Here is a 21,328-nt window from a genome sequence, read left to right on the forward strand (position 1 = left end):
CATCACTGGCAAACGGGTGGTCCCATGACCGTGGCTAAACCCTGCTCAAACCGGTCCCATCACGGTGGCGGTCGACAGATTGGCGCGGGCCGCGATTTATTGATGCGACGAGCGTGTGACGGCGCAGCCGCTAGGCGCTGGGATGGCCGCGATGGCCCCGTGCTGTTATGCACCAGGTGGCCAGGTGTCGTTGACCCTCCTGTTGACCGAGGAAACCGAGGAAGACCACCGCCGAATCAGGAGACACGTTCTACGTTCGACTTTGTTCCCAGTTGATTGATGCGAACCCACGCGCCGCCGGCTAATCCACGCGAGCGTCAGTAAGCTGACGGGCCAACCACGCGGTGAACTCGGCGACCCGCGCCGGACTGTCCAGGGCGAACAGCGCCGCCGTGGCGCGGTCGCCATCTTCGGTGTGGCGCACCAGAATCGGCACGCCGTCCGGTCGGACGGCGTCGAACGCGTCCTCGTCGGTGATGTCGTCACCCAGGTAGATCGGCACCAGGGGAGCATTGCCCGAACGCAGGTGGTCGATCACCCAGCGCAGTGTTTTCCCCTTGTCCCAGTCGATATCCGGGCGCAACTCGATCACCTCGCGGCCGGTCGTCACCCGAAGCGCGTCGCGTTGGCCCGCGGTGCGCACCGCCGCGGCGACGTCGCCGACGCGGTCCCGTGCCGCGTTGCGGTAATGCACGGCTACGCCAAACCTCTTGTGCTCCACCACAACACCGGGAATCGACCCCAGGCGCTCGCGCAGCTGGGCGGCGGCCTGCTCCAGCACCGGTATGGCCGCCGCGGCTGCCTCGTTCTGGTGGTGTGTTCCGTCGGGTGCGGTCAGCTCGAAACCATGGCTGCCGGCATACCAGATCCCGGGGACGCCCAGCCGCGCTGTCACATCGGCGAGGTCGCGGCCGCTGAGCACCGCGACGGGACACTGCGCGGCCAGCTGGATGAGCGCCTCGGCCGCACCGGCGACGGGCCGGGCCGCGTCGGGATCGTTGACGATGTCGGACAGGGTGCCGTCGAAGTCGAAGAACACCGCGGGCCGGTGGGCGGTGAGGCCAGGTGCGTCCAGTGCGTCCGGAAGTTCGGACATGCGGCGGTCGCCGGTGCGCACCAGCACGTCCCCGAGGCCGGTGACGACGGCGTCGGCGCCGCAGCGACGCAGCGCGTCACCGTGTCCGTTTCGGTCGACCCCGATCACCAGTGCGAACCCGCTCTCGCGCGCGGCCGTGGCGCCGGCCGGCTCGACGGCGATGACGACGCACCTGCCCGGCCGCACCGCCAGCCGATCGGCCGCGTCGTTCAGGGCATCTCGGCAATCACCGCTGGACGAGAAATCCCCGGTACTGACGCGGGCTTCGCGTAGCTGACCGATCAGCGGCTCGGCGGAGTCAGCTGACGAGTCGAAAGAAGAGTCGAGCAGCACCGCATCGTGGCGGCGCGGGTCGATGGTGACCGACATCATCCCACCTTCTCACGGTGGTCAATGCCGATGGATCGGGCTCAGCGGCGCACCGGGGACGCGGACATGCGGCCGCGCGCGCCGCCGGTCCGGGCGCCGGTCACACGCTTGCGGCGGTCCCTGGAGAACAGCAGAACGGAGTCTTGGCTGAGTGCCACCAGACGCGCCATCCCCAGCTCGATGCCGGCGGCAAGTCGCGCCATGTCGGGCTCGGCGTCGTAGTCGGCGGTGATGCCGAATACCAGCTCGTCGCCGTAGCTCAGCACCGCGACCCCGGTGCTCAACTCCTGGGCGGTCGGTGGGATCGGCAGCAGCCGGTCCAACGTTTGACTCATCAGTCGTAGCCGGTGGCGCGGCCCGGTCATGTCGGTCGCCAGGGTCATCACGCTGCGCGGTGCGAGCCGGGTCAACGCTTGAATCGCCTTCGCGCACAGTGCAAATGGTGGGTAGTACGAAAGCCCTGCGGGGTTGTGGCGGCCGCTCTGGCGGCCCGGGTGCCATTGGGCGTGTACGGTGCGCAGTCGCTTGATCAGGTCTTCCTGCTCGACGGGCAGATGCGGCAGCTGGGTTGCGATGTGGCGGCCGGTCTTGTCGAGAACCCGCAGTGAGGCCGGACGCGGTTGGTTGCCGCGGTTCAGTAGCAGGGTCCGAACGCCCTCGCTGATGGCCGTGAGCGCAACGTCGTCGGCGGTGACCCCGAACTTACGGCACACCCTGTCGACGTCGGCGAGCGGAACGCGCACCGTGTGATAACGCCGCATGGTGATCAGCGGTCCGGTCAACGACGCGCGCGCCACCGGCCAGGTCACAGCGCGGGCGGCCGCCTGGAACACGGTTGTGGTGACGGCGGCGGCAGTTCGCCACAGCGCATCGGTGCGGCTGCGGGTGCCGGTGTGCGGTGCCGGAAGCGGTGTGACGGCACCGCGATTGGCGAAGGTGTGGTTGTCGGCATCGTCGCAGAGGCCGGCGAGCAGTTGTGCAGCCGAAATGCCGTCCGCCATGCACGGATGGATTTTGAGTAGGATCGCCCAGCGATTGTCGTTGAGGCCTTCGATGATCCAGCATTCCCACAGCGGGCGGTCCACCTCGAGGGGGCGGGTCAAGGCGTGAGCGATGGCCCGGAACAGTTCAGTGTCGTCGCCCGGGCTGGGCAGCGCCATCCGTTGCATGTGCTGGGCCGGATCGAATTGCGGATGGTCGACCCACTCGGCCCGTCGCACCTGTGCGTATCTGGGCATTGATCGAAGCCGCTGGGCCAGAACGCCTTTGAGTAGATCAAAGTCAGGCACGACGCCGTTGACGACCGCCACCGCACCGGTCGCCAGGCTCGTGTGCCATTGCGAATCCCCGGCCTTGAGCAAACCGGTGTCCAATGTGGTCAGTTGTGCCATGCCGGGTTCCCCACCGCCTTTTGTGAATCCATCCAGTATCCGTCGCGAGCGCCCAGGGGCGATAGGCCTGCCAGGTTAAGAACGCGTTTTGAAGTTAACAAAGGGTTTAACAGCGGCGATCGAGCCGACCGGATGGCTCGACAATCGAACAAATGTTCGATACACTGCACGGTATGGGCTGGGGCAACGGGCCGCCGAGCTGGGCGGAAATGGAGCGGGTGCTGGACGGCAGGTCACGCCATGCCGGGGCGCCGGTTGCGGCCGAGCCGGCCGACGATGCCGGCTTGGAGGGCCCCTGGTCGCGCCAGCGCGGGGCATACCAGCCGCCAGAGAATGCTCGGGTCCGTTCGTCCGTGGCGTATGCAGAGCTGCATGCGCATTCGGCGTACAGCTTCCTCGACGGGGCCAGCACGCCGGAGGAGCTGGTCGAAGAGGCCGCCCGGCTGGATCTGCGCGCACTGGCGCTCACCGACCACAACGGCATGTACGGGGCGGTGCGCTTCGCCGAAGCGGCTGCCGAACTCGATATGCGTACCGTGTTCGGCGCCGAGCTGTCGCTGGGATCGGAGGCCCGCACCGAGCAGCCGGACCCGCCCGGCCCGCATCTGCTGGTCCTGGCCTGCGGTCCCGAGGGTTACCGGCGGCTGTCCCGGCAACTGGCCGCAGCCCATCTGGCCGGCGGCGAGAAGGGCAAGCCGCGCTACGACTTCGACGCGTTGACCGAGGCCGCCGGCGGGCACTGGCACATTTTGACGGGATGCCGGAAAGGCCATGTGCGCCAGGCGCTTTGCCAAGGCGGCCCGGACGTGGCGCAGCGGGCGCTGACCGATCTGGTGGATCGGTTCGGTGCGTACCGGGTCAGCATCGAGTTGACCCACCATGGCCACCCGCTCGACGACGAACGCAACGCGACGCTGGCCGGGCTGGCGCCACGCTTCGGCGTCGGCGTCGTCGCCACCACCGGAGCGCACTTCGCCTACCCGTCACGCAGCCGGCTGGCCATGGCGATGGGTGCGATCCGCGCCCGGCAGTCCCTGGATTCCGCCGCCGGGTGGCTGGCGCCGCTGGGTGGCTCGCATCTGCGGTCCGGCGAGGAGATGGCCCGGCTGTTCGCTTGGCGCCGCGAGGCGGTGACCGCCGCCGCCGAGCTGGGCGAGCAGTGCGCGTTCGAGTTGGCGCTCATCGCGCCGCAGCTGCCGCCGTTCGACGTACCCGACGGGCACACCGAGGACAGCTGGCTGCGGCAGTTGGTCATGGTGGGCGCCGACCACCGCTACGGACCGCCCGACGGTGCGCCACGGGCTTACGCCCAAATCGAGCATGAGCTGAAAGTCATTGCCCAGCTGAGGTTTCCGGGCTATTTCCTAGTGGTGCACGACATCACCCAGTTTTGCCGAAGGAACAACATCCTGTGCCAGGGCAGGGGGTCGGCGGCCAACTCCGCGGTCTGTTATGCCCTCGGCGTCACGGCCGTCGACCCGGTGGCCAACGAGTTGTTGTTCGAGCGCTTCTTATCGCCGGCCCGCGACGGCCCACCCGACATCGACATCGACATCGAGTCGGATCAGCGGGAAAAGGTGATCCAGTACGTCTACGACAAATACGGCCGCGACTACGCCGCCCAGGTCGCCAATGTCATCACCTACCGGGGACGCAGTGCGGTGCGCGACATGGCCCGCGCGCTGGGCTTCTCGCAGGGGCAGCAGGATGCATGGAGCAAGCAGATCGGCCACTGGAACGGGTCTGCGGCGGATCTAGAGGGCATTCCGGAGCAGGTGATCGACCTGGCCATCCAGATCCGGAATCTCCCGCGACATATGGGCATTCACTCCGGCGGCATGGTGATCTGCGATCGCCCGATCGCCGACGTGTGCCCGGTGGAGTGGGCGCGCATGGAAAACCGCAGCGTCCTGCAATGGGACAAAGACGACTGTGCGGCAATCGGTTTGGTGAAGTTCGACCTGCTCGGGCTGGGCATGCTCTCGGCACTGCACTACGCCATCGACCTGGTGGCCGAACATAAGGGCCTCGAGGTGGACCTGGCCAAGCTCGACCTCTCCGAACCGGCGGTGTACGAAATGCTGGCCCGCGCCGATTCCGTCGGGGTGTTCCAGGTGGAGTCGCGTGCGCAGATGGCCACCTTGCCCAGACTGCGGCCGCGGGTGTTCTACGACCTGGTGGTCGAGGTCGCGCTGATCCGTCCCGGACCCATCCAGGGCGGGTCGGTGCACCCCTACATCCGGCGGCGCAACGGCATCGACCCGGTCGTCTACGAACATCCGTCGATGGCGCCGGCATTGCGGAAGACGCTGGGAGTACCGCTTTTTCAAGAGCAGTTGATGCAGCTTGCGGTCGACTGCGCCGGCTTCACCGCCGCCGAGGCCGACCAGCTGCGCCGTGCCATGGGATCCAAGCGCTCCACCGAACGCATGCGGCGGCTGCGCGGGCGGTTCTACGACGGCATGCGTGCGCTGCACGGCACCCCCGACGAGGTGATCGACCGGATCTACGAAAAGCTGGAGGCGTTCGCCAATTTCGGCTTCCCGGAAAGCCACGCGCTGAGCTTCGCGTCGCTGGTGTTCTACTCGTCGTGGTTCAAGCTGCACCACCCGGCGGCGTTCTGCGCGGCGCTGCTGCGCGCCCAGCCGATGGGTTTCTATTCACCCCAGTCGCTGGTGGCCGACGCGCGCCGGCACGGTGTGGTGGTGCACGGTCCCGACGTCAACGCCGGCCTGGCGCATGCGACTCTGGAAAACGCGGGTATGGAGGTCCGCCTCGGGCTGGGCGCCGTCCGCCGTATCGGTGACGACCTCGCCGAGAAGCTGGTCGAGGAGCGAAAAGCCAACGGCCCGTTCGCCTCGCTGCTGGACCTGACATCCCGGGTGCAGCTTTCCGTGCCGCAGGCCGAAGCGCTGGCGACGGCCGGGGCGCTGGGCTGCTTCGGGATGTCGCGGCGAGAGGCGCTGTGGGCGGCCGGGGCCGCCGCCACTCAGCGGCCGGACCGGCTGCCCGGGGTGGGTGCCCACGGTGCTGATGGGTCGCACATCCCGACGCTGCCGGGAATGAGCGAGCTGGAGCTGGCCGCCGCCGACGTGTGGGCCACCGGCATCTCCCCGGACAGCTATCCCACGCAGTTCCTGCGCGCCGACCTGGACGCGATGGGGGTGCTCCCCGCCGACGCGCTGGGATCGGTGCCCGACGGCGACCGGGTGCTGATCGCCGGTGCGGTGACCCATCGGCAGCGGCCCGGGACGGCCCATGGGGTGACCTTCATCAACCTCGAAGACGAGACCGGGATGGTCAACGTGCTCTGCACACCGGGGGTGTGGGCACGGCACCGCAGACTGGCGAACACGGCGCCGGCGCTGCTGATCCGCGGCCAGGTCCAAAACGCCAGCGGCGCAATCACCGTCGTGGCCGAGCGGCTGGGCCGCATCAGCCTGGCGGTCGGCTCCAGGTCCCGCGACTTCCGCTAGAGCCGTGGCGCCGACTGTGAAATCGACGACGCGACCCGCCGACATTGCGTCGTGCAGTTCACTTTCGGCGCGCCCGCTCGCTAGCCAGTCGGCGTTGTCCACACCCGGGTCGGAGTGATCTTCAGCCGGGTGCTGTATTCGGCCATGGCCTCGGTCAAACCGAATTGCGCGGCGTCCTCGCGATACTTGGCCCAGTACGGCTCATCGTCGCGGCAGTCGACATCGGTGGCCACCACGGCGGCGGTCCCGCCGACGACGATGATCCCTCCGCCATTGCCGTCCGAGTCCAAGTTCAGGCTGACCTCGGGATGCGCTTTGATGTGGGCGACTTTGGCTGCCCCTGGCATGGTGTACACCGTTAGCTCAGTGCCGTCGAAGTAGAACCACACTAGCCGCGGAACCGGCTGTCCCGCCTTCGTGACCGTGGTCAGCCACCCATAGTGGTCCGACGTGAGCCTGCTGGAAACCGCTTGTGTCAGTTCGACGCTCATGGGCACAACGGTAGCCTCCACACATGACCCCGAATCTGACCGTCGACGAAGTCCTGACCACCACCCGCTCGGTTCGTAAACGTCTCGACTTCGACAAGCCGGTGCCGCGCGAGGTGCTGATGGAATGCCTCGATCTGGCGCTGCAGGCGCCCACCGGTTCCAATTCCCAGGGCTGGCAGTGGGTGTTCGTCGAGGACGACGCCACCAAGAAAGCGATCGCCGACGTCTACCTGACCAATGCCCGGGCATACCTCAGCGCACCCGCGCCCGAGTACCCCGAGGGCGACACCCGCGGTGAGCGGATGGGTAAGGTCAGAGATTCCGCGACCTATCTCGCCGAGCACATGCACGAGGCGCCGGTGCTGATGATCCCGTGCATCCAGGGCCGGGAAGACCAGACGCCGCTGGGCGGCGTGTCGTTCTGGGCCTCGCTGTTCCCGGCGGTCTGGAGCTTCTGCCTGGCGCTGCGTTCCCGCGGCCTTGGTTCCTGCTGGACGACGTTGCACCTGCTGGGCAACGGTGAGCAGCAAGTGGCCGACGTGCTCGGCATTCCCTACGACCAGTACAGCCAGGGCGGGCTGTTCCCGATCGCCTACACCGAGGGCACCGACTTCCGGCCGGCCAAGCGGCTGCCCGCTGAACGCCTGACGCACTGGAACGGCTGGTAGTCCAGCCGCGGATCAGCCTGGGTTGCCGTCGCTGCCGTGAGCGCCGTTGAAGGCATCGCCGCCGAGGCCGGTGGCGCCGGGGGCGCCGTTTGTGCTGGCAGCGTTACCGGTGCCGATGCCGCCTGCTTTTCCGCTGCCGGGGGTGCCATGGATGCCGCCGTGGCCGCCGGTGCCGCCGCCGCTGCCGTTGCCGGAGTTGCCCTGCTGGCCGGCCAGCAACCCGCCACGTCCGCCGGTGCCGGCATGCCCCCCGTCACCGCCGTCGCCGCCGGTTCCGCCATGGCCAGCGTCACCACCAGAGCCACCGTTACCGCCGTGGGCGTCGAAGGGGGTGAAGGAAGTGCTCTTGGCGTTGCCGCCGACGGCGCCGTCCCCGCCGATGCCACCGTCGCCGCCGGCACCGCCCAAGCCTCCAGTGCCACCGTTGCCGCCGTTGCCGCCGTTGCCGATCAGCCAGCCGCCGGCGCCGCCATCACCGCCGGATCCCGCGGCGCCGCCGTGCCCGCCGGTTCCGCCGGTACCGCCGCTGCCGCCGGTGCCGCCGTCGCCCCCGTACGCCTGGGTGCCCAGGGCGCTGTTACCACCCTGGTTGGCGGGGCTGCCGCCGGCGCCACCCATACCGCCAATGGCGCCGTCGCCGCCGGTGGCGCCGTTGCCGCCGTTGCCGCCGTTGCCGCCGCTGCCGACCAGCCAGCCGCCGCGACCACCGGCACCGCCGGTGCCGCCAGCACCGCCGGCCTGGCCGTTCGTGCCGGTACCGCCAGCGCCGCCGGCGCCGCCGTCACCGCCCGAGCTGTAGCCGGAGGACGCGGCCTGCCCGCCGGCACCGCCCGCGCCACCGTTGGCGCCGCCATCGCCACCGGTGGCACCGTTTCCGCCGCTGCCCGCGAAGCCACCCGAGGAATTTTGGACGTTGGCATTGGCGTCTCCGCCCGCGCCGCCGTTGCCGCCGTTGACGCCGGCACCCCCGGGCGTGCCGTCACCGCCTCGCTTGCCGCTCCAGAGGGTGTTTTGTTCGATATTGCTGTCGCCGGCGGCGCCGTTGAGCGCGGGGTTTGTGACGGGGGTGGGGTTGACGCCATCGTTGCCGGCCAGGCCGTTGCCGCCGTGGCCGCCGCTGCCTCCGGTGCCCCACATCCCGGCGGCGCCGCCGGCGCCGCCGTTGCCGCCCGCGCCGCCGGCGATGACCGCATTCCCGCCGATGCCGCCGTTGCCGCCGCTGCCGTATAGCCAGCCGCCGTTACCGCCGGCGCCACCGGCGGCGCCGGCGCCGCCGGCTCCACCGGCGCCGCCGTTGCCGATCAGCCCGGTGTTGCCGCCGTTGCCGCCCTCCATTCCGGGGGTGGCGCTGCTGTTGTACCCGGCGCCCCCGTTGCCATACAGCAGGCCGCCATCTTGCCCGTTGGGGTTGGTCGCGGTGCCGGCCGCACCGTCGCCGATCAACGGTCGCCCGAACAGCGCCCGGGCGGGCGCGTTGACCGCGTTGAGCAGATTCTGCTGGACGTTGGCGGCTTCGGTGAGGGCATACGAGCCGCCGGCGCCGGTCAAGGCCTGGGCAAACTGATCGTGAAACGCCGCCGCCTGCCCGGCGACCTGCTGATAGCTCAAGGCGTGCGCGGAGAACAGCGACGCCACGGCCGCCGAGACCTCATCGCCCGCGGCGGCCAGCAGCCCCGTCGTGCTGGCGGCCGCCGTCGCGTTCGCAGCACTAAGCGCAGAACCGATGTTCGCCGCATCCGACGCCGCCGCCACTACCGCCTCGGGGACCGCCACCACAAACGACATCACAACGCCCCCGATCACATGACCTTGAGGATCCCAGCCCTCGGACGGTATCGCAATGCGGACCAACGGATCTCGGGTTTGCGGCAAATTCACCGACACCAACCCGCTCGCTGCGGCGGTGACAGCTCAGCCCGGGTTGTCGTTATTGCCGTTGCCGCCGTTGAAGGTGGGTCCGCCGAGGCCGTAGGAACCGGGGTGACCGGCAAAGCGGCTACCCGCCGAGAGCCTGACGCACTGGAACAGCTGGTAACTAGCCCGGGTTGCCGTTGTTGCCGGGACTGCCGTTGAAGGCGTCGCCGCCGAGGCCGGTTTTGCCATTGTGGCCGGAGACGTCGGAACCGAGAGCGCCCGCGCCGCCATTGCCGGCAGTGCCGTGGGCGCCACCACCGCCGCCGGCCCCGCCGATGCCGCCGTTGCCGAACAGCAGTCCGCCGTCTGCTCCGTTGGGGTGGGTCGCGGTGCCAGCCGCGCCGTCGCCGATCAACGGACGCCCCAACAAGGCCTGGGTCGGGGCGTTGATCGCGCCGAGCACGTCTTGCTCCAGGGTCTGCATGGGGAGGCGTTGGCCGCCTCGGCGTGGGCATAAGCGCCCCCACCGGCGGTCAATGCCTGCACGAAGCGGTCGTGAAACGCCGTCATCTGCGCGGCGACCTGTTGGTAGCCCTGGCCGTGGGCGGAAAACAACGACGCTATGGCCGCCGACACCTCGTCGCTACCGGCGGCCAGCAACCCGGTGGTGGCGAGCGCCGCCGACGAATTCGCCTTACTGAGGGCCGCGCCGAAGCCGGCCACTTTCGCCGCCGCCGCGTTCACCGCTTCGGGGATCGCTACCACGTAAGACATCGCTGTCCCTTCGGGCTATCACTGCGAGATCCGCGATCCTTCAACGTATTGCGGCCTGACAGGCCCGATCCGGCGTTTGCCCGGCAACCCCAGCCGATTCACAGGAGACGGGCATCTGGCTCACAGGCAACCGGGTCCCTAGATTGCTCCGGAATAGTCATGCTGGCGCCAGGCCTCATACACGGCCACCGCCGCGGCGTTGGACAGGTTCAGCGAACGTCGGCCCGCCAGCATGGGAATGCGCACCCGCTTGGTGATGGGCGCGTCGGCCAGGGTCGCCGCGTCCAGCCCGGTGGGTTCCGGGCCGAACATCAGCACGTCCCCCGCGCCGTAGCGGACGTCGGAAAACGGTGTCGTGGCCTGGGTGGTGAACGCGAACACCCGCGCCGGCAACAGCGCGTCCCACGCTGCCGTCAGCGACGCATGGACGGTGACCGACGCCAGGTCGTGGTAGTCCAGACCGGCCCGCCGGAGCTTGGGCTCGGACAGGTCGAAACCCAGTGGTTCCACCAGATGCAGTTCGCAACCGGTTGCGGCGGCGGTGCGGATGGCGTTTCCGGTATTGGGCGCAATACGTGGGGAATAAAAGAGGAGCCGGAACACTCGACGATGGTGGCAGATGGTCACCTACTTCTCATTCTCCAGTGTCATTCTCCAGTGGGCCTGGCAGATTCGTCGTGCCTATGGGCTGATCAACGCCGGGCAGTTCGACGATCTTGTTGCCCAGTTCCCAATCGGCACCCGTGCAGCCCCGACTGCAGGACCATCCCATCCGCCGACCAAGCCGACAAACGCCGCCGCCGACGTGCTCATCGCTGCGCGTGGTGCCCATGGCATACGCTAATCCATTGCAGCACAACATAATTGGTGAGCAAGGCGGAAAACTGCTTCGTATGCCGGATCGCCGCCGACCACGCAGTCTTCGCATTTCGGACTGCTGCCGGCGCCCGGTGTGTTGCGGCGGACGTTATCTGCTCAGTAACAATTGTGGAGGCCTCGGCTTTGTTCACAGGGGAGCCTGTCATACTCGTCGGATTGCCAGGCGTTTGCGTTGGCTCTCAGCTGCCGGGGCGGGCGGAACAAGGCAGGAAGTTTTGATGAGTCTCTGGTCTCTGCGAGCGCGACGAATCAGGGGTGCGGCCGGTTGCCCGGCCGCAATAACGTGACCATGTTCGCCCGCCCGACCACCCCGGTCGCGGCGGTTCCATCCGGGGTGCCCGGCGCCCAACCGCGGCCCGCGAGGCCCCGCCCCGCGGCCTGGTCGCTGAGCAACTGGCCGGTGGGCTGGAAAGTCGTTGCGATCGCCGTGGTACCGCTGCTGCTGGCGACGGTGTTCGGGGTGTTGCGGGTCGACGCCGCGATGGCCAATTCCGGCAATCTGCGACTGGCCGCCGCTCGCGCCAACGTAATACCGGCGATCACCAAGTACATGTCGGCACTGGACGTGGCGTTGCTGGCGAGTTCCACCGGACGCGACGTCGAGGGAGCCAAGAAGAACTTCACGGCCCGAAAGTACGAGCTGCAGACCCGCCTGGCCGACACCGACGTGATCCCCGACGTCCGGTCCGGGGTGAACACCCTGCTGAACGGCGGCCAGGCGTTGCTGGACAAGGTGCTGGAGAACAGCATCGGCCTGCGGGACCGGATTACCACCTATGCGTCGTTGCTGTTGACGGCCGAGGATGCGATCAACGCGTCGGTGCGGGTCGACAGTGAGCAGATCCGGGCCCAGGTTCAGGGTCTGAGCCGCGCTGTCGGAGCCCGCGGGCAGATGACGATGCAGGAGATCCTGGTGACCCGCGGCGCCGACCTTCCCGAGCCGCAATTGCGCACCTCGATGATCACCCTGGCGGGTACCGAACCGTCGACGCTGTTCGGGATGAGCGAAGTGCTCGGCGTCGGCTCGCCGGACGCCAAGAATCTGCAGCAGCAGCTGCTCACCCGGATGGCGATTATGTCCGATCCGGCCAGCGAGCTCGTCGGCAACGCCGAACTGCTGCGTTCGATCAAGGTCACCGACGGGATCGCCGAACAGGTCATCAAGGACGCCACCGCGTCGGTGACGAACTCGGTCCAGGCCCAGGCCACCGCGCGGCGTGACGCCGCCATCCGCGACGCCGTGGTGGTGCTGGCCGCCATCGCGATCGCACTGGTCATCGTGCTGCTCGTAGCGCGAGCGCTGATCCGGCCGCTGCGGGTGCTGCGCGACGGCGCGCTGAAAGTCGCCCACACCGACCTCGAGGGCGAAATCGCCCGGGTGCGAGCCGGGGGCGAGCCGGAGCCGGAGCCGCTGGCGGTCTACACCACCGAGGAAATCGGCCAGGTCGCCCATGCGGTCGACGAGCTGCACACCCAGGCCCTGCTGCTAGCCGGCGATGAGGCGCGGCTGCGGCTGCTGGTCAACGACATGTTCGAAACGATGTCGCGGCGCAGCCGTTCCCTGGTCGACCAGCAGCTGTCGCTGATCGACCGGCTCGAGCGCAACGAGCAGGATCCTGACCGGCTCGACAGCCTGTTCCGGCTGGATCACCTGGCCGCGCGGCTGCGTCGTAACAGCGCCAACCTGCTGGTACTGGCGGGCGCGGAGATTTCCCGGGAGCGACGTGAGCCGGTTTCGTTGCCGACGGTGGTCAGCGCCGCCGTCTCGGAAGTCGAGGATTATCGCCGCGTCTCCGTCGGCGGCGTGGCCGACTGCATGGTGATCGGGGCGGCCGCCGGCGGCGTCATCCACCTGCTCGCCGAGCTGATCGACAACGCGCTGAGCTATTCGCCGCCCACCACGACCGTTCGGGTGTCGGCGGTGCGCGGCAGCGCCGGCGGGGTGCTGCTGCGCATCGCCGACTGCGGCTTGGGCATGACCGACTCCGATCGGCGCATCGCCAACATGCGGCTGCAGTCCGGCGGCGAGGTGACCCCCGACAATGCGCGCCACATGGGTCTTTTCGTGGTCGGCCGGCTGGCGGCCCGCCATGGCATCCGGGTGGGGTTGCGCGGCCCGTCGACCGGTGAAGCCGGTAATGGCACTACCGCCGAGGTCTACCTGCCCGTTGCTGTGCTGGCCGGCGTATCGCCGGCGGGCCAGGTCGGTGCGCCCGCGCCCACGCCGCGGACGTTCGTGATCAAGCCGCCCGCCCCCGAACCGGCGCCGGATCCGGCCGCCTCGGCGGCGTCGTACCAAAACGGTGCCGACAAGCCGGTGCCGCCGGTGACCTTGCTGCCGCGCCGCAACCCGGGCTCCAGCGGCATCACCGACATTCCCGCCCAGCCCGCCGGGCGCCAGCCACCGGCCCGGCGCGAACTGAAAACGCCCTGGTGGGAGACCCAGCACGAAGCCCGCCACGAAGCCCGCCACGAAGCCCGCCACGAAGCCGGACACGAAGCCCGCCAGGATGCCGGACAGACTCCGGCTCAGCCGCCGCCCACGAAGCAGGCCACCGCGTCGGATACCTCGGCTTTTTTCGCACAACGCTCGGCTGCCGCCGGTGCCCGGCCCGCCGATCCGCCGGTTCCAGCCGGTCCCGGCGATGACGACGTCATCTACCAACGGATGCTGTCGGAAATGCTGGGTGACCCGCGCGAACTGGCCGCAAGCCCGGATCTGGATTGGCGGTCGGTGTGGGACCGCGGCTGGTCGGCCGCCGCCCAGGCCCAGGACCAGCCGGTGGAATCGCGCACCGACCACGGCCTGCCGGTGCGCACCCCCGGCGCCCGGCTGGTCCCCGGGGCCGCCGAACCGGAGCCCGGCGGCGGACCGCATCCCGACCGGCAACCGCAGGCTGCGGCCGCGGTGCGCGACCCCGATGCGGTTCGTGCCTCCATCGGCAGCCACTTCGGTGGCGTGCACACCGGCCGGGCGCACGCCCGCACGACCAGTCAGGAAGCCGATCAGCAATGAACGCCCGTTCGTTGGACAGCCCGCTGGACTGGCTGGTGTCGAAGTTCGCCCGCGAGGTGCCCGGCGTCGCGCATGCCCTGCTGGTGTCCGTCGACGGTCTGCCGCTGGCCGCCAGCGAGTATCTTCCCCGGGAGCGCGCCGACCAGCTGGCGGCCGTGGCTTCGGGCCTGGCCAGCCTGGCCACCGGTGCCGCCCAGCTATTCGAGGGTGGTCAGGTGTTGCAGTCGGTGGTCGAGATGCAGAACGGCTTTTTGCTGCTCATGCGGGTCGGCGACGGCTCGCACCTGGCGACGTTGGCGGTCACCGGATGCGACATCGGGCAGATCGGCTACGAGATGGCCATCCTGGTCGAACGGGTCGGCAGCGTCGTGCAGTCCTCCCGCCGTGCCCAACCCGAGCCGCAATGGACAGACGCGAGCCGCCGCTAGCCCGGCCGGGGGCGAACCTGGTCCGCCCGTACACCCTGACGGCCGGACGCACCGGCACCGACATCGACCTGCCACTGGAAGCTGCGGTGCAAGCGTTGCCGGCGGGCTCGGCTCACCGGTGGCCGCCGCACGACACGAGAGGCAAGATCATCGGGTTGTGCCTCGACGGCCCGTCGAACCCGTCGGTGGCCGAAATCGCTGCCCGGCTGGATTTGCCGGTCGGCGTCGCGCGCGTCCTGGTGGGTGATCTGGTCAGCTCCGACTACCTTCGGGTGCATCGGACCATGACCGACCGCTCGACCAGCGATGAGCGCCGCGAACTCATAGGAAGGACGCTGCGTGGCCTCCAAGCACTCTGAGGTGCACCCGGGGCGGGGTACCGCGGCCCATGCCTCCACGAAGATCGTGATCGCGGGCGGATTCGGCGCCGGCAAGACCACGTTCGTCGGCGCGGTGTCGGAGATCATGCCGTTGCGCACCGAAGCGATGGTCACCGATGCCTCGGCCGGCGTCGACATGATCGAGGCCACCCCCGACAAGCGGACCACTACGGTGGCGATGGACTTCGGCCGCATCACTCTCGGCGAGGATCTGGTGCTCTACCTGTTCGGCACCCCGGGCCAGCGCCGGTTCTGGTTCATGTGGGACGACCTGGTGCGCGGCGCCATCGGCGCGATCGTCCTGGTCGACTGCCGCCGCCTGGAGGACAGCTTCGCCGCGGTCGACTTCTTCGAGCACCGCAACCTGCCGTTCCTGGTCGCGGTCAACGAATTCGACGGCGCGCCACGGTATCCGGCCGCCGAGGTGCGCAGGGCGCTGACGCTGCCCGTGCACATCCCGGTGATCAGCATCGACGCCCGCAGCCGCAGGTCGGCCACCGATGCGCTGATCGCGGTCAGCGAATACGCCCTGGCCAGCCTGACGGGCAGCTGACCGCGTTGCGGCATTGGGTGGACCGCGAATTCGACGGCCGGGATTTCCGCGACGAAGACCTCAGCCGGTTGTGCACCGAACGCGTGGTGTTCAGTGGATGCGACTTCAGCGGCGTCAACCTCAGCGAATCCGAACATCGGGGATCGGCGTTTCGCAATTGCACATTTGAACGAACTATCTTGTGGCACAGCGCATTTGCACAATGCAGCATGCTTGGCTCGGTGTTTGCGCAGTGCCGGATGCGGCCGCTGACGTTCGACGAGGTCGACTTCACGCTGGCGGTGCTCGCCGGCAATGACCTGCGCGGGGTCGACTTGAGCGGCTGCCGGCTGCGCGAGGCCAGCCTGGTGGAGGCCGATCTGCGCAAGGCCGTGCTGCGCGGCGCCGACCTGAGCGGCGCGCGCACCACCGGCGCCCGGTTGGACGCCGCCGACCTGCGCGGGGCCACCGTGGACCCGTCATTGTGGACGACGGCGTCGCTGACAGGTGCCCGCATTGACGTTCCGCAGGCCCTCGCGTTTGCGCTGGCACACGGGCTGCGGCTGGACGGCGGCGCCGAAGCGTAAGGCCATGCTCCGGGCCCGCCCGGTCAATGGCGTCTGAGCCGGATGCGCCACCACACCAGGCCGGCATAGGCCGCCGACAGCGTCGCGAGCATCGCCATGTCGAACAGCCACGCCGGGCGCGAGTGCGTCCAGTGGCTGTCCTCGGGACTGTACGAGCCGGGCACCAGCTCGCGCAGGTTGACCGTTGCCGCCGACGCCGCATAACCCCACCGCGCGGGGACCGCCCACGACAACTGGTCCAGGAAGATCCGGTTGGTCACCGGGACCAGGCCGCCGGCGAGTACCAGCTGCAGCATCAGCGATACCACCAGCAACGGCATGATCTGCTCACTGGACCGGGCGAGCGACGACAGCAGCAAGCCCAGAATCGCGCAGGCCACACAGGTGGCAGCGACCGTGGTGAACAGCTCGAAGCTGGGGTTGCCGAGCAGCACCGCCTGCTGGGTCGGTACGCCCTTGCCCAGGAGCACGACCCCGGTCGTGATCGCCGCTTGAGTGATGGCGAACATGGAGAACACCGTGACCTTGGCGCCCAGGTAGGCCCTCGTCGACAACCCCACGGCCTGCTCGCGACGGAAGATGGCGCGCTCGCCGATGAGATCGCGGATGGTCAGTGCGGTACCCATGAAGACCGCGGCGATGGACAGCAGTGTCAGAATTTGTGCGGCCTCGTCGGGAGTCTGGCTGGTCGGCTGGGCCATGCCGAACCCGGTGTCGCCCGGGACCGTCAGCGACAGCGCACCCAGGACGAACGGCAACGCCGCCAGGAAGGTGAAGTAGGCCCAGTCGGCTACGACCAGCCGAACCTGTCGGCGCGCGATCGTGGAGAACTGGCGGCGCACGCTGGTGTGCGCCGGTGCGCCAAGGTCCGTGGGCGTCTCGGGCTGTGCCGGTGCGGGGGGCTGGTTGCGGGCCAGAAAGCGCCGGTTGGCCTCGTCGGGATCGGCGCCGACCTTCGCGAAAATCTGGGCCCAGTTGGTGGTGCCCATCGCCTGGCCGATCTGGTCGGGCGGACCCAGGAACGCGGTCTTACCCCCGGGCGCCATCAGCAGCACCTGATCACAGACATCGAGGTAGGTCAGCGAGTGGGTGACCACCAACACCACCCGGCCGGCGTCGGCGAGTTGCCGCAGCATCGTCATCACCTGCAGGTCTAGCGCCGGGTCCAGGCCCGAGGTCGGCTCGTCCAGGATCAGCAGCGACGGGCCGGTGAGCAGTTCCAGGGCCACCGAGGCGCGTTTGCGCTGGCCGCCGGACAGCTTGTCAACGCGGGTGTCGGCGTGCTCGGTGAGCCGCAGCTCCTCGAGCACGCCGGCGACCACCTGCGCGCGATCCTGCTTGCTGGTGTCGGGTGGCAGCCGGAGCTCGGCGGCATAGCCGAGCGCCTGGTTGATGGTCAGTTGCCGGTGCACCACGTCGTCTTGGGGGACCATCCCGATCCGGCTGCGCAACGATGCGTATTCGGTGTGGATGTTGTGGCCTTCGAAGGTCACCGTGCCCGAGGTGGGGCTGGCGTAGCCGGCGATCAGCCGCGACAGCGTGGTCTTGCCGGCGCCGGAGCCGCCGATGACGGCGGTCAGCGTGCCGGGCCGCGCGGTCAGCGACACGTTGTCGAGCAGCGCGTTGCCGTTGAAGCGGTAGCCGACCGCGTTGACCTCCAGGCCGCCGGTGGAGGCCGCGGCTTCGGTGCGAGGGACCAGGGTGCCCCCGGTGAACGCCAGGTCGACGTTGCCGATGGTGACCACGTCGCCTTCGCGAAGGATCGCCGAGCCGACCCGGATCCCGTTGACGAACGTCCCGTTGATGCTGTGCGCGTCGTTGATCTCGGTGCCCACCGGCGTCGGGGTCAAGAATGCGTGGTGGCGTGATGCCAGCACGTCGGCGATGACGATGTCGTTGTCGAGCGCCCGGCCGATCCAGGTGATGCCCGCGCCGGGCGGCGCGGGACCGGAGCCGGCGCCCAAGTTGCGCGTCGTGGTGTCGTGGGCCGGCTCCGGGGGCGGCGGGGACACCGGTATGACGGTGGTGCGCCGGGCCTCCGGGTAGCCGGGGTAGCCGGGATAGCCGGGGTAGTCGGGTCGCCCGGGTGCCGGCGGCGCGGCTCCCGGGGGCTGTGCGGGCGGCCGGCGCTGCTGCTCGGTGCCGCCGGGCGCACCCCCGGGCGGCGGGGAGCCGGTCTGCGGTAGCAGCCCGATGATGCCCCGGTGATGCCCGACCTCGAAGCTGATGCGTGGCCCGTCGGGCCTGCCGAGGTGGACGATCAGGCCGTCTCGGATGTCCACCAGCGGCACCCGGCGTCCGTCGACGAACATCCCGGTCCGCGAATTGTCGATGGCGATCCAGTTGCCCTGCTCGAAGCGCACCACCACGTGCGCCTGGGCAACCAGCGGGTGCGCGACGCGCAGGTCGGCACGCAGGTCACTGCCCACGATCGCGTCAGCGCCCGGTGCGAAGCTGCGCTGCGACCGGTCCGACCGAACTGTCAGCACGGGCCGCTGAGCTCGGGTCATTGTTTCACCCTAGTTGCGCCCGATTCAGCGCCGCCGGAGCCGAATCTTCCACCACACGATGGTGGTATAGGCAATGGACACCACCGCGAGCATGGCCATGTCGAACAGCCACGCGCTCGCCTTGTGGTCCCAGTGTTGGTCTTTCGGATCGGTCGGGCCTGGCACCAGCCGGTGGGTGTCGATCGTCGACGCCGACGCCGCATAGCCCCAGCGGGCGGGCGTGGCCCAAGACAACTGGTCGAGCAGGATCCGGTCGGTCACCCAGATCATGCCGCCGGAGAACACCAGCTGGGACATGATGGAGAACACCAGCATCGGCATGACCTGGTCCTGTGATTGAGCCAGCGCCGACAATGCCATGCCCAGCAGCGCCGAAGCCACACAGGTCGCGGCCACGGTGACGAACAGCTCGAATCTGACGTCTCCCAGCAGCACCGCGTCGGAAAGCGGCTTGCCCCAGCCGACCACCGCGATCGTGGTGGCAATCGCCCCCTGCCCGATCGCAAACGCGCAGAACACCACGATCTTGGCGGCCAGATAGGCCGCGGTCGATAAGCCGACCGCCTGCTCGCGACGGAAGATGGCACGCTCGCCGATGAGGTCACGGATCGTCAACGCGGTGCCCATGAACACCGCGCCGACGTTGAGCATCACCAGAATCTGGTCCGGCTGGGCGGGATTGTTGCCCATCGGATCCGACATGCCGAATCCTGTTTTGCCGCGAACGGTGAGGCTCAGCACCCCGATAAGGAACGGCAGCAACGCCAGGAACACCGTGTAGCCGCGGTCGGAAACAACCAAGCGCACCTGGCGGCGGGCGACGGTGGAGAACTGGCGAAGCACGTCGGTGTGCACCGGTTCGCCCAGGTCGGCGGCGGGACTGGCCTGCGACGGAAACGCCGGCTGGGCCTGCTTGGCGGCCAGGAAGCGGCGGTTGGCCTCGTCGGGGTCGGCGCCGACTTTGGCGAAAATGTCGGCCCAGTTGGTGGTTCCCATGGCGTGGCCGATCTGGTCGGGCGGGCCCAGGAACGCCGTCTTGCCGCCCGGTGCCACCAACAGCAGCTGATCGCAAACGTCCAGGTAGGACACGGAGTGGGTGACCACCAGCACGACGCGGCCGGCGTCGGCGAGTTGCCGCAGCATCATCATCACCTGCCGGTCCAACGCCGGGTCCAGACCCGTCGTCGGCTCGTCCAGAATCAGCAGCGACGGCCCGGTGAGCAGCTCCAGCGCCACCGAGGCTCGCTTGCGCTGTCCGCCGGACAGTTTGTCCACCCGCGTGTCGGCGTGTTTGGTCAGCTCGAGTTCCTCCAGGACCTGGGCGACCACTTGGTCGCGGTCGGCTTTGCTGGTGTCGGGCGGCAGCCGCAGTTCGGCGGCGTAACCGAGGGCCTGGTTGACGGTCAGCTGCCGGTGCACCACGTCGTCTTGGGGGACCATCCCGATCCGGCTGCGCATGGACGCGTACTCGGTGTGGATGTTGTGGCCCTCGAAGGTCACCGTTCCCGAGCTGGGGCTGGTGTACCCGGCGATCAGCCGCGACAGCGTGGTCTTGCCGGCGCCGGAGCCGCCGATGATGGCCGTCAGGGTGCCGGGCCGCGCGGTCAGCGAGATCTGGTCGAGCAGTTGTTTGCCGTCGATGGAGAAGCAGACCGACTTGACCTCCAGGCCGCCGGTGCGGGTGGCCGCTTCCGTGCGGCGCATCAGCGTGCCCCCGGTGAATACCAGGTCGACGTTGCCGATGGTGACGATGTCGCCGTCGCTCAAGATCGCGGACCCGACCCTGACCCCGTTGACGAATGTCCCGTTGACGCTGTGGGCGTCGCGGATTTCGGTGCCCAGCGGTGTCATGGTCAGGAATGCGTGGTGACGCGACGCCAGAACGTCCTGAATGACGACGTCGTTGTCGGTGGCACGGCCGATAGTGACCGAGCCGGCAGGCATTTCGTTGGATCCGGTCCGCGGCAACAGCGCATGGATCATCTTGGTCGCCAGGTTCGCCACCTCCGGCGGCTTGGCGGCGCCGGGCTGCATCGGCGTGGGTGGCGCCGGGCGCGGCGCGGCCGGCGCATAGTTCGACGGCTGCCGCGGCGGCCCCGGGGCAAACCCGGACTGCCGGGACGCCAAGCTGCTGGGGTACATCGGTTGCGCCGATTTCGCCGGCGGCGGGCCGGGATGCGGTCGCGCCGACGGCGGCGCGGTCCAATTCGACTGGCGCCCGGGCAGGGACGGCCCCGGGTGGCCAGCAGCCTGAGCCGGCGGCGGCCACGGCGACGACTGGGCGCCCAGTCGCATCGACTCGGTTTGCGGCGGCCGGCCGGCCATCCCCAGGTGCCGGCCGACCTCAAAGGTGAGCAACGGCCCGTCGGGATTTCCGATGTTGACGCTCTGGCCGTCGTGGATGTCGACCATCGGCACCCGCCGGCCATTGCAGAAGGTCCCGTTCAGCGAATTGTTGTCGATCGCCAGCCACCGGCCCTGATCAAACCGCAGCAGCAGATGTGCCCGGGAGATCAACGGATGCGTGATACGCATGTCGGCGCGCAAGTCACGGCCGATTACCACGTCATGGCCGGCGGCGAACGTGCGTGCTGACCCGTCGTAGCGAACGGTCAGCGCTGGCGGCGGAGCAGGGTGGGGCATCGATCCAACTGTATCTAAGGCCAAGGTTAATGCTGTTCCGCGGCGCAACAGCCGCGCGGCGAGTTGCGCGTGCTCCGGTGGCCAGTCGGCTGCCTTCTTGCCAGAGTAACCACACCGCCGTGCCACCGAGCGCCGCCAAGGAACGGAGCGCAGCCGGAGCGCAGGCATTCGATAGCCGTCCGCTACTATTGCCCGCCGTTACAATTGCATATGATAAGTAACGGCCACGAAGCG

15 protein-coding genes and 1 pseudogene are annotated in these 21,328 nt (G+C 69.0%); 8 read left to right on the forward strand and 8 right to left on the reverse strand.

What is annotated here, in order from left to right; all coding sequences use genetic code 11:
* Window positions 1-301: 301 nt before the first annotated feature.
* Together otsB and AWC07_RS24550 are read right to left on the reverse strand one after the other, a co-directional pair.
* A complete protein-coding gene (otsB, locus tag AWC07_RS24545; protein ID WP_036412367.1) occupies window positions 302-1,465 on the reverse strand; it encodes a trehalose-phosphatase in 1,164 nt (387 codons plus the stop codon).
* A gap of 41 nt (window positions 1,466-1,506) precedes the next feature.
* Window positions 1,507-2,856, reverse strand: coding sequence for a wax ester/triacylglycerol synthase domain-containing protein (locus AWC07_RS24550; protein WP_036412361.1), 1,350 nt, complete (start codon window positions 2,854-2,856; stop codon window positions 1,507-1,509).
* A gap of 173 nt (window positions 2,857-3,029) precedes the next feature.
* Here AWC07_RS24550 and AWC07_RS24555 point away from each other — a divergent pair, with 173 nt between their 5' ends.
* Complete coding sequence (locus AWC07_RS24555; protein ID WP_036412365.1) at window positions 3,030-6,332, forward strand: error-prone DNA polymerase; 3,303 nt, start codon at window positions 3,030-3,032, stop codon at window positions 6,330-6,332.
* 80 nt (window positions 6,333-6,412) lie between these two features.
* Here the strand turns inward: AWC07_RS24555 and AWC07_RS24560 are convergent, their stop codons facing one another.
* On the reverse strand, window positions 6,413-6,823 hold the full coding sequence (locus AWC07_RS24560) for a TIGR03667 family PPOX class F420-dependent oxidoreductase (RefSeq protein ID WP_036412363.1): 411 nt from the start codon (window positions 6,821-6,823) through the stop codon (window positions 6,413-6,415).
* A 23-nt stretch (window positions 6,824-6,846) separates the two neighbouring features.
* On the opposite strand from AWC07_RS24560, the gene AWC07_RS24565 reads away from it, so the two are divergent.
* Window positions 6,847-7,491 carry a nitroreductase family protein gene (locus AWC07_RS24565; RefSeq protein ID WP_036412360.1) on the forward strand — a complete coding sequence of 215 codons (645 nt, stop codon included), beginning with the start codon at window positions 6,847-6,849 and terminating at the stop codon, window positions 7,489-7,491.
* Between the two features lie 12 nt (window positions 7,492-7,503).
* Here the strand turns inward: AWC07_RS24565 and AWC07_RS24570 are convergent, their stop codons facing one another.
* The 3 genes and pseudogenes from AWC07_RS24570 to AWC07_RS24580 all read right to left on the reverse strand — a co-directional run bounded on the left by AWC07_RS24570 (window position 7,504) and on the right by AWC07_RS24580 (window position 10,722).
* Window positions 7,504-9,276, reverse strand: coding sequence for a PE family protein (locus tag AWC07_RS24570; RefSeq protein WP_085105273.1), 1,773 nt, complete (start codon window positions 9,274-9,276; stop codon window positions 7,504-7,506).
* 253 nt (window positions 9,277-9,529) lie between these two features.
* Window positions 9,530-10,119: pseudogene (locus tag AWC07_RS29440) on the reverse strand (PE family protein); the annotation flags it as partial.
* Window positions 10,120-10,257: 138 nt separating this feature from the next.
* A complete protein-coding gene (locus AWC07_RS24580; protein ID WP_036418197.1) occupies window positions 10,258-10,722 on the reverse strand; it encodes a tRNA (cytidine(34)-2'-O)-methyltransferase in 465 nt (154 codons plus the stop codon).
* 16 nt (window positions 10,723-10,738) lie between these two features.
* On the opposite strand from AWC07_RS24580, the gene AWC07_RS24585 reads away from it, so the two are divergent.
* The 6 genes from AWC07_RS24585 to AWC07_RS24610 all read left to right on the forward strand — a co-directional run bounded on the left by AWC07_RS24585 (window position 10,739) and on the right by AWC07_RS24610 (window position 15,941).
* Window positions 10,739-10,963 (forward strand): hypothetical protein, encoded by a 225-nt coding sequence (locus AWC07_RS24585; protein WP_036418196.1) that lies wholly within the window; start codon window positions 10,739-10,741, stop codon window positions 10,961-10,963.
* A 318-nt stretch (window positions 10,964-11,281) separates the two neighbouring features.
* The gene (locus tag AWC07_RS24590) at window positions 11,282-14,014 is read left to right on the forward strand and encodes a sensor histidine kinase (protein WP_139829866.1); all 2,733 of its coding nucleotides are present in this window, start codon (window positions 11,282-11,284) and stop codon (window positions 14,012-14,014) included.
* Window positions 14,011-14,442, forward strand: a complete 432-nt coding sequence (locus AWC07_RS24595; protein ID WP_036418195.1) for a serine protease inhibitor — start codon at window positions 14,011-14,013, stop codon at window positions 14,440-14,442. The genes AWC07_RS24590 and AWC07_RS24595 overlap by 4 nt, the downstream gene beginning before the upstream one ends.
* Window positions 14,418-14,801 carry a DUF742 domain-containing protein gene (locus tag AWC07_RS24600; RefSeq protein ID WP_036418194.1) on the forward strand — a complete coding sequence of 128 codons (384 nt, stop codon included), beginning with the start codon at window positions 14,418-14,420 and terminating at the stop codon, window positions 14,799-14,801. Before AWC07_RS24595 ends, AWC07_RS24600 begins: the two co-directional genes overlap by 25 nt.
* Window positions 14,782-15,375, forward strand: a complete 594-nt coding sequence (locus AWC07_RS24605; RefSeq protein ID WP_036418193.1) for a GTP-binding protein — start codon at window positions 14,782-14,784, stop codon at window positions 15,373-15,375. Before AWC07_RS24600 ends, AWC07_RS24605 begins: the two co-directional genes overlap by 20 nt.
* A gap of 5 nt (window positions 15,376-15,380) precedes the next feature.
* Window positions 15,381-15,941, forward strand: coding sequence for a pentapeptide repeat-containing protein (locus AWC07_RS24610; protein WP_036418192.1), 561 nt, complete (start codon window positions 15,381-15,383; stop codon window positions 15,939-15,941).
* A gap of 23 nt (window positions 15,942-15,964) precedes the next feature.
* Here AWC07_RS24610 and AWC07_RS24615 read toward each other — a convergent pair whose 3' ends face one another.
* Together AWC07_RS24615 and AWC07_RS24620 are read right to left on the reverse strand one after the other, a co-directional pair.
* A complete protein-coding gene (locus tag AWC07_RS24615; protein ID WP_036418191.1) occupies window positions 15,965-18,451 on the reverse strand; it encodes an ATP-binding cassette domain-containing protein in 2,487 nt (828 codons plus the stop codon).
* Window positions 18,452-18,475: 24 nt separating this feature from the next.
* Window positions 18,476-21,094 carry an ATP-binding cassette domain-containing protein gene (locus AWC07_RS24620; RefSeq protein WP_036418190.1) on the reverse strand — a complete coding sequence of 873 codons (2,619 nt, stop codon included), beginning with the start codon at window positions 21,092-21,094 and terminating at the stop codon, window positions 18,476-18,478.
* Between the last annotated feature and the right edge of the window lie 234 nt (window positions 21,095-21,328).

This window comes from Mycobacterium gastri, assembly GCF_002102175.1.
Lineage (GTDB): Bacteria > Actinomycetota > Actinomycetes > Mycobacteriales > Mycobacteriaceae > Mycobacterium > Mycobacterium gastri.